The following is an 11,883-nucleotide window of genomic DNA, read 5'->3' as shown; positions in this document are numbered from 1 at the left end:
GATGTCCTCGTGGTCATCAGCGTCCGGAACGCGAGATGGATAGGCGACCTGGGAGTTCCACACCAGACGCCATTTCAACAGACACCCCAAGCATCCATGGCAAAGCAGTGGTTGCTCAAAGTCCGACCTGCCGGCTATCGTTATGTGGGCGGACCCGCCGCAAGCAGGCCGTCGCCGAACGCGCATGCCTCGTGTTTCGACGTTCACATAGAAATCACTGGTCTGATGGACACTGCATGCGGGAAGCATACAGGCGCGCGTCGCCTTCCCAGTTTCAGTTCCTCAACGCACTAGACGGTGCTAAAGCGAGACAACGCCGGGCGAACGATAGCGAGTCCACTAGCGAAACATGAGCAAACGCTCAGCACACGCGCAATTGCTCAGACTGGCACGGTGTCTGCACCCGATTGGGCTGCCGCACGAGGAGACAATATGCTCAGAAACGACAGCATCCTGGCAGCCGCCACCATGGAGGGACGAACGATAAAGGCCGAGTTCGATTCGCACACTGGAGAGCGTCAGGGTTTCTGCAGTACTGCCCTTCTTGCTATCATGATGTCCACACGCTCGAGGGAGGACGCGTATGGGAAATTTTAAACCGGATGAGCGCCAGCAAAAGCTAATCGATGCCGCCCTCGCGTCACATCGAGAGGCACAGTCGCGCGGTAGGTATGCGCCTGACCGGCTCGTTGAGAAGTGGAACAACGAAAGTGGCATCGGTGCTCCGGAAGGCCTTCCTCAACCGCTGCGCCACCCTATCCTGAGTCTGAGCGTCCTGCACTCCATTGAACATCTGATGAGCGACGCAATAAAGCGCATTACCGGTCGTTGAGCTCTGAAATTTTTCTAGAAAGGGCCGTCTGATGACGGCCTTTTTTGTGTCTTCTGCCCTTAGAACTCAGACAATAACGGCTTGCCATGGTCGCTCCGTCGTCACGCGCGAAGCACTGGAACTTCACTTCTGGCTCGAGCCGGACGCAAGTGACGCACGGTTCTTGAAAATCCGCCAAACAACTGCTAGAACCAATCGTTGCGGTGGCTGCGTGCCTCCGACGAGGTTATTCGGGGCATCTGGCAATACGCCCAGACATCCGATGCGGCTCTCCGTAGAGCACCGACGACGGCGCCGGCTAGGCAGACTTGGGTCGAGCGCGGACGTCGCAAACCCGCTGGCGCAGCTCACGTCATCGGGGACGGTTGACCGGAGCGGAGCAAACCATGCGCTAGTCGTCGCCCTGTTGCGGACCCGGCGCAGCAGCGGCTGCCGAACCTTCCGGCTCGGCCGACCCGTCGGTTCCTGGCCTTGTGGAAAGCCTCAGATAGGCAGCCGCCAGTCGTCTTAACTCTTCCTCCGATGCATCTTCAATGCCGATAAGATGGTTACTCGCGGCCGGGTGGGAGGAAAGCAGCTCATTCAGCTTCAGATGGACGGCGACACTATCCTTGTTCTGGCTTTGCTGGATGAGAAACACCATCAGAAACGTAACGATAGTCGTACCGGTGTTGATGATGAGTTGCCAGCCGTCAGAGTAATGAAAAATTGGCCCAGTAATGACCCAAACGATGACCGTGACCACGGCAAGACAAAACGCTGCAGGCGAGCCGGCCCAACGCTTAACGAGGCTGGCAAACCGGTCAAACGCCCGGGTCAATGGATGACGAACCGCGTACGCGGGGCTGCTCGTATCTGGATACGGTATCAAGCTTGTCGGTCGGCGCGCACGCCGTGTCTGTAGTTTTCGTGACCATCTCCAGAAGGTTGGCACATTCGAACCCGCAACGTCCGTACCGGGCACCCGGTCGGCGATTCTCCAGCACGACCCCGCTCTGGCAGGCTTTCCGAGTCATTGGGTGTCGGAGATGTCGGCGCGACTGCCCGAGACGATGAGCTTCGAGCATCCGTCCGGGTAAGAACGACTTCCTGCATTTGCCGGCAAGCGGTAACGTCCATGCAAGAGGAAGTTGTATCTGCGCGCTGGCATCCAACGAAGCTCGCTCGGCGGTCGCATACTTTCAAATCCTCCGGCCCCCGCAAACATCGGCCTTGGCGACCACGTCCGAAGGCCGGAACAGACAGGTCCATGAATAGCGGCAGTTAACCTATCCATTAAGCCCCAATCCTCGCTGAACGCGACCTGACATCATGGAAAGCAATCGCAAACGCACTCAGACGGATGTGCTCAGCACGCGTCCGCCAAGAACGGCCGACCATGCGGCGGAGAATGCTGTCCTGCTGAGGCTGGCTCGTGCGCAAACCGGGTCGCGGGAGCGGCTGCTGCAGGAAATTGTCGACGCTGCGCTACTGCTGTGCAATGCGGGCAGTTCCGGAATCAGTCTTGTCGAAGAAACGGACGTTGGTCGGGAGTTTCGATGGCTGGCAGTCGCCGGGTTGTGCGTTGGATTGCAGGGTAAGGCGACCGCGTGGCGGGAATGTCCGTGCGGGCTTACGCTGGAGTTAGGCGAACCCCAACTGTTTGTTCGCCCGCAGGAGCACTTCCCCAGCCTGCACTTCCCGGGCGTGGAAATTACCGAAGGCCTTGTAGTCCCGATTCCGACCGAGTCCGGGTTTGCTGGTGCGATATGGGTGATGTCTCACATCCCTGAGCGCCAATTCGATTTTGAAGACGTTCGGCTGCTTTCGAATCTTTCGGTTTCCGCCGGCGCCGCACTGACCGTCATGGATGCCCGCGACACCGGCGCGGACAACGACCGTCGGCATGGCGAGTTCATAGCGATGCTCGGACATGAGCTCAGAAATCCGATTGCGCCTATCGATAGCGCAATCGGCGCCGCGAAGAAACTATGCGCCGACAATGAAAGGGCGGTCGAAGTGCTGACCATTGCGCAGCGTCAAATGCGGCACTTGCGAACGCTTGTCGACGACCTCCTGGACGCCGCGCGTGTAAAACACGGGAAGCTCGCCATGAAGCACAGCGATACGTCGCTCAATGAGATTGCGTTCGACGCGGTGACCGCCGTGAAGCATCACATCGAGGCGCGACGACATTCGCTCAAGGTGACTGGCCTTGAGGTTCCAGTGCCGGTTCGCGCCGACCATGTCCGGTTGAGTCAGGTGCTCGGTAATCTATTGTCAAACGCTGCCAAATACACGCCGGTCGGCGGCACAATCGAACTAACAGTAAAAGTCCCGAGTGACATTGAAACGTCCTTAGGTCGGAACGTGGTCGTTATCGAAATTGTCGACAATGGCATTGGTATCGACACTTCCGTCCAGCCGCACGTCTTTGAGTTATTTGCTCAGTCTGCTCGCGGCAACGCTAGGGCGGAAGGCGGTTTGGGTATCGGCCTCGCGGCGGCCAAGCGCATGGTTGAGCTTCACGAAGGGACCATCTCGATTCGCAGCGAGGGGGCGAATAAGGGGACAGCCGTCACACTGCGTCTACCAATACTTTGCCCGCAGACAGACAGCTTTGCCTCAACCGATTTGACAGAATCTTCAGGTCTGGCACCTGCGCCGTTTTATCGAAAGCCACAGGCTCGTCGATTCGACAACGTGCTCGGGCGACAACCAGTTATCCGTCATCTCCCTTGCTGAGAGATGCGATGCGACCAGATACGCAAGCAGTTCAGCTCGCGCCCCTGAGTCCCGATTGAGCGGATTTGCTACACAGGGCGAGGACGGCTGTTAATGATGGGACATCGGTCACGCCGCTAGCCGGTGCTCATAATACGGCCGGTCCCGGTCATCAAGTATCCCGTACAGCGCCGCCAGGTCTGACGCATCCGGGTTTAACCACGCATCGACGTTTTCGGGCTTGATAGGCACGATGCACCGGTCGTGTCCTGCCGCCGCGACCTCTGGGGGCGGTTCGTCCGTTATTGCCGCGAACGAAAGTAAGTCCGGCTCGCCCGGGGCGCTCCATCGAGACCACAGGCAGGCGACCAGCATCAGTTGGCCGTTGCTCGGACGAAATTCCAGAACGATAGTTTCATCTCGCTCGTGGGTTTCAAGTAGCGTTCCCTCGAACTTCGCCTTGCTAACATTCTCGTAAAACACATCGACGAGCATCACGCCGTGCGTATGCCCAAAGCACGATTTCCAGAATCCTTCGAGGTTGTCACGTCGCGCGTTATACGTCCCGGGGTACTTGACATCATAGGAGGCGGGCTTGCCAGCAATACGACACTGGTATCGCATCGGCTTAACGACCCGCTTGCCGTTTTCCATCACCATGACAGGCGCATAGTGCCCTGGAAAAATACGCGAATCCCGCGACGCCAGCTCGGTGCGCTGAATGTCTTCGAGCTTGCCACGGGTCCAGGCAATTTTATCGGTGGCAATTCGCTGGCTTTCGGCAGCAGCTTTGCTGACCTTTGTCTGGAGCGAGCGTTCTGCGTCCGCCAACCGCTTGCGTTGCTTGAAAAGGTCCTGTTCAAGCTTTGAAGTCTGTCCTACGTTGAACGCGTCGATAGAGGCCTTGATTGCGCTCTCCGCCTCGGTCGTTGGCTGTGCGAAGGCAGCCTCCATTGCCTTGGGCACCTTCGCTTTGCTTATGCCCTCGGCGCGTTCGAAGAACAGCCGTGCAAATTCGCCAATGTCCATCAGAGCGCCGAAAGTCCGTACGAATTTTCGATAATCAGCTTGAATCTGAGCCGAGTAGCACATGGATGCCTCCGTTTCTTGCTCTCATGATACGCATTCTCTCAAACGACCTGAGCGCGCCGAATATGCGGCGTTGACCAAAGGCCTGTGAACTTTGCGCAGCATCAATCTGCCAAACACCTATGACGACTCGGGAAGGTGGGAATGGCAAGCGTATTGCTGGTTGACGATGATTCGGAGGCTTTGGCCGCGTGGGGCGCAAGTTGTGCGGCTGAAGGATTTGACGTTAAGTGCGCGAGCGACGGACAGTCCGCGTTGCCGATGTTCATCGAAACCCCCGTCGATATACTCAATTGCCGACCGTTGGTTGGCAATTTTCATGGGCGCGGCTTAGCCGCCCCCGCCAGCACCCGTTCGAGCGCCATCGACCTGGCCGCTTCCTCCGCTTGCTCGGCCGTATCGAACACACTGCCCGACACATACACCCTGTGCCACTCCGGATTATCAGACGCGTCACGGAAAATGCGAAAGCGCGCGCAGTAGCCACGTGGCGAAGCCGGTATCACGTCGATGTCGACGGACGCACCTTCTATCTGATGCCTGACGAAGCCGTCCATGCCACCCTCCTGACGTCTGCGTTGTACGCAGAAATCCTAGCATGATGGTCGCGATGCGGTAGGTGCGTTACAGCAAATCACCGCGCATCAATCAGACGCTCAATGACTTCCACACTCGTTCGACTTGATTGACATCGGTCCACAAGAAGGGCGCGAAGGAGTTCACACTGCCCGGTCTGCTGAAGGTTGTGGCTCAGGATGTGCCCGCCAAGAAGAAGCGCTTCGGCAAGGACCCGTTCACGGGTGAAGACAAGTGGTTCGCCGCGAAACCTGCTTCAGTGCGTCTGAAAGTACCGCCGCTGAAGAAGCTGAAGGACGCGGTGCTCTAAATCGAGGCTTGCAGAAGAAACGCCCCTCGCGACGGACGTCCGAAGGGGCATTTTGCTTTGGACCTGGGCACGGATGGTGCCCTGGCACCACATCGTTACGCTGTTGCCTGCACGGTCACAGACGCCGGCGCAGCGGAGACGTCAGGCTTCGCGACCACCGTTTTGGCAACTGCCTTCTTCGCCGGCGCTTTCTTGACCGCCACCTTCGTTGCAGCCGGTGCCACCGTTTTCTTCGCAGGCGCCTTTTTAGCCGCCACTTTCTTCGCGACGACGGTCTGCTTCGCCGGAGCAACCTTAGTTGTCGCCACCTTCTTGACTGCAGCTTTCTTTGCAACAGCACCGCGCTTGACAGCAGCGTTCGGCTTGCTCGCCCTGTTCACAGCTCTGGTTTCTGTCGTGCCCGCGCTGGCACCTTCAATCAAAAACTTGGTGCGGTCTTTGACGGCGGCCAGCCACGCAGGTGCCGGACCACGTCCGCTCCAGGTCGCCCCGCTTTTCGGGTCGCGATATTTGGCCGGTTGCGGGCCTTTGCGCTGCCCCGTGTGAGCGCCTGCGCTACCGACTGCCGATGCGTTCTCGACCGCAGCCTTTGCCTTGCCCGCCGCACCCGAAGTCGCTGCGACCGCAGCGTCGCCATCTGCAGTCAAAAACCTGGTTCGGTCCTTCACGTCCTTAATCCATGACGGAGGACGCGCGTGCCCACTCCACGTGGCGCCAGTCTTGGGGTCACGATACTTTGGTGGCAGTCCACCCTTTGTCTCGGCGGCGGCTTTCGCCTTTCCATTCGCAGCGCTGGCACCGGGCTTGCGCCCACGCTTCTGTGCGCCACCGACGTGCGCATCAATATCTGCCGTTGTCAGGCCATGCTTCTCCATCAGAGCTTTGATGTTTGCAAGAACGGCCGAAGATTGCTTTGCAAACAGTGCTTCGGCCTGCGACTGCAGCTTCTTCATCTTTTCCTCGATTTGTTCGAGTGTTGCCATTTGGACTCCCTTTCTTGTTGATTAACTGGCCGCACTATGCCACATGCGTGCATACTATTGCTATGCGTTCATACAGTGCCCGAAGGTTCTGTATCAATCCAAACGCGCGAATACGCCGTCGAAGAGCCCGCGTCCTGGTTCTTCAGTCGGAAAGGACCGCTTGCGCCTACCCCGCCGCGAATCCCATGATGCGGCAACCTGCCACGGTCGCAACGCCCGGATTTTATGGACGCAATGCTTGCGCAGGCAACTCACAACAATCGACGTTCGAAAAGAATGCCGGACAATTATTTTAGAAAAGGAATAATTCATGGACGAGCGGAAGCGAGACAGCATGATTGCTTATCTCCGTCGCCGGATGGAGGAGTTTGGCATTGAGCCAGACGACTTGGCACTAGCATTAGCGAGCGACAAGTTAAAACAGAAAGAAGCGCGCTACCGAAGTGCAACAGGCGACACGTGGAGTGGCGAAGGGGAAATGCCCCAATGGCTGAAGCAGGCGATTAGCGCTGGGCAATCATTAGACCACTTTGCACTGTCGTCAGAAGCGGCAGCACCACAGCGTAGCCGTGAGGCGGTGGACTGGCACAACGACCCTTTCGCGGGGAGCCCGTTGGCGCGACGCGGTGGACATTAGCAGAAACCCGTCTCGGCCCTTTGAATCATACGGCAAGCAGACTGTGTTACTCCGAATGCCTTTTCCGAAGGTCCGTTAACCAGATTCCGCGTGCCAATTCAAGCCGCAATGGCTGCACGTGTTCGCAAGGTCAGCCATCCGATGCCTGAACTCGCGGCATTCGTGGCAAAGTTGCGCGCCGCTTTTGGCGATGAGGCGAGTGACGATGCGGTCAGACGTGGAAAAGCAGGGGAGCCTGTCTTCTACGCGAAAATGGCCGCGCCGTTGGGACAGCAAGTCCAGCGAAGGAAAATGTGTGGCGCGCCAGCACGGAGGTACGTGACCGGCAGTATTGCGTCGGCTGCGACGGCGGATGTGTCGGACAGGGTATCGGTTGCAAGGAGTGGCTGAAACGAACAACCAGCAAGGAGAATTCGTGACAAGAATTGGATTGGCGTTAATGATGGCCACGCTCGCGCCGACTGTGTTCGCGGCTGGCACCTACACGGAAGTTTGGAATCCACCAGAGGCACGTGCGTGCGCGCCCAGGCACGTCAAGACTACGCACAAGCTCGCAGTTCATCGACATGTGGTTTCGCATACGGTGAAGGTGCACGCGCGGCTCACGCCGACAGCCCCGCCCAAGCTCATGGCGAAGCAACGCCACTTGCAAGAAGCCGTCCCCGCGAACGAGCCAGACACGTCAGACATTCCACGACAAATAACACCCGAAGGCAATGTGCTCCGCGTAACTGCTCGCGGGGCCTTTGCTGTGGTTTCCCACTGATGGAGTCACAGCTCTATCACGGCTACTGTGTGTGGGGGCATGCCATCCTGCAGCCAGCGGACATCCTTCAACCGGAACGCTATGCGGCGAGCGGAACCATAACGTTGAGCGGCAAGCTGGTTGAATCCTCAGGCATCCTCGCGTGCTTCGACACAGAAGAAGAGGCGCAACATGCCCGCTTGGATTGGGCGCGTGCGTGGATTGACAGCCTCCGGTAGTCAGTACCGAATCGGCAACGCACAAAATTCCTCACAGGTTGCGCCGAGTCGGAGCATCAAAACCAGAAGCCTCGTGCAAAAAACAATCAGCGACTCGTCAGCCGACGGTGAATAACTGGTGTGGCGAGAGCACTCGCACGGACCGGGTCGCGCGTGTCAGGGCGACATACCACTCAAGCCTGGTCCGGCACGCATCCGGTGTTATAACAACGTGGTCGAATTCCAGTCCCTTGACGAGCAACGTGCTTCCGACGGACCGGTTGCGCACGATTCGGCCACGCTCGCGTCGCGTGTTGGCAACTTGCCATGTCGCGTCTTCCAGTGAGAGACCCGGATTCTCAACGCAAAGGCGTAAAGAGGCATTAATCCCATAGACGAGCTCAGGCCGAGTCACGGTAACGCCGCCTTCGCCTTCGATGCACTTCAACGCATCCACGACATTCCGGAACGAGGCATCGCGCGCGACCGCGCAAAGCGCAATCTCTGCAGGAGACGCAGGGATTCTCTGGCGCCCCGGGTTTGCCACCAGACTTTCGACCCGTTTTTTCTTGCCTGAGGCATCGGCTCCCGCAAATGCAGTGCTTGCAAAATCAAGGACGGCCGCCACACGCTTCATACCGGTGGTATTGCGCACGGAGTCGTAGAAGCCGCGCTCGCATCTACCGGACACCGGTTCGACGGTCGTGCCGCCAATGGTTTTCGCCAGCTTCGCCCGACGTACTGCATCGAAACTGGAGTCGAGTACCGCCATCGTCTGTCCGGGCTGTTGTGAACGAACGAAACAGAACTTGCCCAAATCGGTGACCGGCTGCCCAGCCTCGCACTTCACCCACTCGACGGATTGCGGCACATTGGTCAAGTCAATCTTGCCTGCCTGAATTCCGGGTCGCGCTGAGAGCAGCCAGGCACCCAGTTCGGCGTTGTCCACGGCATTCCAGCGGTGCGGAGTCGCGAGCTGTCCGGCTAGGGGAAATTCAGGCAGTGTGCGCGTGTGCCAGTCGACAACGCGGTCGGTTCGGGTGAAGCCGAATATAGCCTGCAAAGGGTCACCAAACACGTAGCAGCGCATCATCCGACTTAGTGCGCATATCAGTCGATGCTGAGACTCCGCGCAATCCTGATATTCATCAACCAGCACGCCATCGTAAGACGCAGCGAGGACGCTCTGGACCGCACCGCTCTCGACAAGGTCAGCGGCAGCACGCTGAACTGTCGACCAATCGTTTTCCTTTGCCGTCCATTGAACTGGTAGATGCGAATTCTCGGGAAATGCGCGCGCCCAGCGGTGAGACCATGCTGATATCGTTTCGACTTGGGCCTTCGCGTCAGGCACTGAATACTTCTTCAATCGCTTCCGGATTGCGTCAACGCCCGCGACCGTATGCGTAAGCACGAGCCAGCGCCCCGGAAGAGTGCCGGCTACGAGCGCAATCTGTTCGGTCTTTCCCGTACCGGCAGGAGCCTCGATGGCTCCCTTTCGCGTTGCCAGCATTTGCCCGACGGCGACCTCAATCATTGGCCGTCAACCAGTCAGTGAGCAATCGCAGATGACCATCGAGGCTGCCCTCGCCCAGCAGGTCAGCCGTGGACAGAACCTTCGAACCAATTTCAAAACAAAGGTCGAAGTGGTTCTTAATCCACTTCGACCTGTTCGCCTGGCTTCCAATCGCCTGCACTGCCGTCGGGTTCGAAAGATATGGTGCAACTTCATCGAGGCTGTTGAACGTGACTTGCGCCAACCGCGAGAGCTCCTGTAACAACCGGGGAAGGCTGATACTTTCGGCAATCAATGCAAGCAGGTCGCCCAACAGAGCAACGGGCAGTCCAGAAAACAGTTCCTCCTCGGTGCAGCGCGACTGCCCCCATGCGAAATGGCGAACGCCGCACGTCACGAGTTCCTCGAACGTTTTCTTGTCCATTGGCCGGTCGCTGTCCGTGAGTACCGCCGTGCGGTAGCCTAGCTTGGCGAAGTGCAGTGCGACGGCGAAGACTGTTGGGTCACCGCCGCCGTCTACGAGAACGACACCGCTTGCCTGAAAATTTCGACCCGTTCCCTCGGCGAAACCTTTCAGCAACCCGATTTCCGTTTGGCCCTCGCAAACGAGTACCGTCTTTCCAAGCAGGGCCTCGCCCTTGTCGCGAACGTATCGCTTCGCTTCAAGGACCGGCGTAGTGGTCGTCGCGGCCTCAGAAATTTTCACAGTGCCGTCATTCGCATTGCGTCGACAAACGAAAACTTCATCAAAACGCACTTCGCGAAGGACCGCCGTCGAATGAGTCGTTATAAACGCCTGCCCGCTGCTGGCGACGCGCTGACGCAAATGGCTGACTAGAAGTGAAATACGATGCGGCTCCAGGCCGTACTCGAGTTCGTCGACCAGCAGGAACTGTCTCCCGGCGGATTCGGCGCTCTGCAATGCGGCCACCGCCAGCCGAGACGAACCTGTTCCCATGCAACGCATCGGCACATTTCCATCATGCAGCGCTACACCACTCGCATTCATCGAGAAGCTGGTGTGGTCAAGATTTGCGACCAACCCGCTCCGGACACTCACACCTAGCTTGGCGATGTCGGGCGCGATTGCGTTCACTACATCGGAGAACGCCGTGGCACTACCCGCTGCAAAGTTGTCGCGTGCTGAGCGAAGCAGGGCGTTGAGCGTCGCTGGCAGCTGTTCCGGGTGCGAGCCAACCCGCTGAAGGGACGAGCCCCGCCCCCAAGAAAGATGGCGGTCGGCGTACACGCCGAGCCTTGCCGGAGCCATTGCCTTGCGGTCCGCAAAGCTCAAACGCCGGGACTTGCCCACGATACCGTTGCGCGAAACGTAGATTGACCACGACGGCTCGAGCGTACTGTCGACGTCAAGCTGCAGGCTTAGTACTGGCTTGATGCCGAGATGTTCCGCCGGTTCGGGAGTCCACTGTCCCGTCGCCGCATTCCACCCCGACAGCAACAAGCCGTACCGGTCGTCGCGTAGGAACTCGGCGGGAAGCCCAGACAAGACTGCACTTATCGAAATCGCCTTCGAGGTGTCAGTATCGTAGAAGTCGAGGTCATCGAAGGTCGCGTTCTGGCGCTCAGCAAACAGAAGTTCCAACGCGTCAAGGATGGTCGTCTTCGCGCTGTCCCCTGGGCCAATCAAACAGTTTACGCCCCGCGCGGGTCGCCAGCCCAAGCTTTCGATGCCTCTAAAATGACTTACCCACAAGCACTCAATATGCACTGGCAATATCCCCGGATGGTCAATAGACGGACGAGCGCCCGATTGTCTTTCGGTTTGAATACTGCCACATCCCGGAAACTATGGGCGGAGAACAGGCGCCCGTGGTGAGGGCTACATGGCGCCTCCCTCAAAGCTCCTGCGAAGCGCTTTCGGGTCAACGCCTAACTAAAGTGCCTCATCACGAAAGGGGAATCTATCGGCTGTCTCGGCCGACAGCGAGAGGCCGGACGACCACACCGGCGGGGGCGAGAAAAGCATTGGGAACTACATTCGGTGCGCGATTTGTGTGGCATGTTGTGCCAGACCGAACCGTTGTGGTGCGAGGCAAATCGAAGTCGATTCTGGGACTCGCAGCGACGCTGCATAACTCGTTGATTTGATGGAATTAGCCATATAAACGTCAATCATTGATGTCTGGCACCATCGCTATCGTCGGACGCGACCGGAGAACACCTGTCCGAGGCTCGTTCTCCGCCGTCGGCCCTGCAAACACGGAATGCTCATCCAGCACAATGTCGAGCCGCGCGACGGGCGTTGCGAGGCAG

10 protein-coding genes and 1 pseudogene are annotated in these 11,883 nt (G+C 58.4%); 5 read left to right on the top strand and 6 right to left on the bottom strand.

Translation table 11 applies throughout. From position 1 onward, the window contains the following. Positions 1-583 precede the first annotated feature (583 nt). Positions 584-832: a hypothetical protein gene (locus OKW37_RS08560; protein ID WP_429407015.1), complete on the top strand. Its 249-nt coding sequence runs from the start codon at positions 584-586 to the stop codon at positions 830-832. Between the two features lie 391 nt (positions 833-1,223). Here the strand turns inward: OKW37_RS08560 and OKW37_RS08555 are convergent, their stop codons facing one another. Continuing rightward, positions 1,224-1,652 (bottom strand): low affinity iron permease family protein, encoded by a 429-nt coding sequence (locus tag OKW37_RS08555; RefSeq protein WP_429407017.1) that lies wholly within the window; start codon positions 1,650-1,652, stop codon positions 1,224-1,226. 491 nt (positions 1,653-2,143) lie between these two features. Here OKW37_RS08555 and OKW37_RS08550 point away from each other — a divergent pair, with 491 nt between their 5' ends. Further along, a complete protein-coding gene (locus OKW37_RS08550; RefSeq protein ID WP_429407019.1) occupies positions 2,144-3,556 on the top strand; it encodes a sensor histidine kinase in 1,413 nt (470 codons plus the stop codon). A gap of 108 nt (positions 3,557-3,664) precedes the next feature. Here the strand turns inward: OKW37_RS08550 and OKW37_RS08545 are convergent, their stop codons facing one another. Together OKW37_RS08545 and OKW37_RS08540 are read right to left on the bottom strand one after the other, a co-directional pair. Continuing rightward, positions 3,665-4,627, bottom strand: coding sequence for an SOS response-associated peptidase family protein (locus OKW37_RS08545; protein ID WP_429407020.1), 963 nt, complete (start codon positions 4,625-4,627; stop codon positions 3,665-3,667). Between the two features lie 314 nt (positions 4,628-4,941). Then, positions 4,942-5,181 (bottom strand): hypothetical protein, encoded by a 240-nt coding sequence (locus OKW37_RS08540; protein ID WP_429407022.1) that lies wholly within the window; start codon positions 5,179-5,181, stop codon positions 4,942-4,944. Between the two features lie 128 nt (positions 5,182-5,309). Here OKW37_RS08540 and OKW37_RS08535 point away from each other — a divergent pair. Further along, a pseudogene (locus OKW37_RS08535) lies at positions 5,310-5,510 on the top strand (HU family DNA-binding protein); the annotation flags it as partial. Between the two features lie 95 nt (positions 5,511-5,605). Here OKW37_RS08535 and OKW37_RS08530 read toward each other — a convergent pair. Then, a complete protein-coding gene (locus OKW37_RS08530) occupies positions 5,606-6,493 on the bottom strand; it encodes an H-NS family nucleoid-associated regulatory protein (RefSeq protein ID WP_429407023.1) in 888 nt (295 codons plus the stop codon). A gap of 310 nt (positions 6,494-6,803) precedes the next feature. Between OKW37_RS08530 and OKW37_RS08525 the strand changes: the two genes are divergently transcribed. Continuing rightward, the gene (locus tag OKW37_RS08525) at positions 6,804-7,130 is read left to right on the top strand and encodes an H-NS family nucleoid-associated regulatory protein (RefSeq protein WP_429407025.1); all 327 of its coding nucleotides are present in this window, start codon (positions 6,804-6,806) and stop codon (positions 7,128-7,130) included. A gap of 765 nt (positions 7,131-7,895) precedes the next feature. Then, entirely contained in the window at positions 7,896-8,114 is a 219-nt protein-coding gene (locus tag OKW37_RS08520) for a hypothetical protein (protein WP_429407027.1), read from the top strand. 97 nt (positions 8,115-8,211) lie between these two features. On the opposite strand, the gene OKW37_RS08515 is transcribed toward OKW37_RS08520, so the two are convergent. Both OKW37_RS08515 and OKW37_RS08510 read right to left on the bottom strand, forming a co-directional pair. Then, positions 8,212-9,630, bottom strand: coding sequence for a UvrD-helicase domain-containing protein (locus OKW37_RS08515; RefSeq protein ID WP_429407029.1), 1,419 nt, complete (start codon positions 9,628-9,630; stop codon positions 8,212-8,214). Next, positions 9,623-11,212, bottom strand: coding sequence for an ATP-dependent nuclease (locus OKW37_RS08510; protein WP_429407031.1), 1,590 nt, complete (start codon positions 11,210-11,212; stop codon positions 9,623-9,625). The genes OKW37_RS08515 and OKW37_RS08510 overlap by 8 nt, the downstream gene beginning before the upstream one ends. Positions 11,213-11,883: the final 671 nt, after the last annotated feature.

Origin of the sequence: Paraburkholderia sp. MM5482-R2, assembly GCF_050436125.1 — a bacterium.
Classification (GTDB): Bacteria; Pseudomonadota; Gammaproteobacteria; order Burkholderiales; family Burkholderiaceae; genus Paraburkholderia; species Paraburkholderia tuberum.
This window is presented reverse-complemented; position numbering and strand designations above follow the sequence as displayed.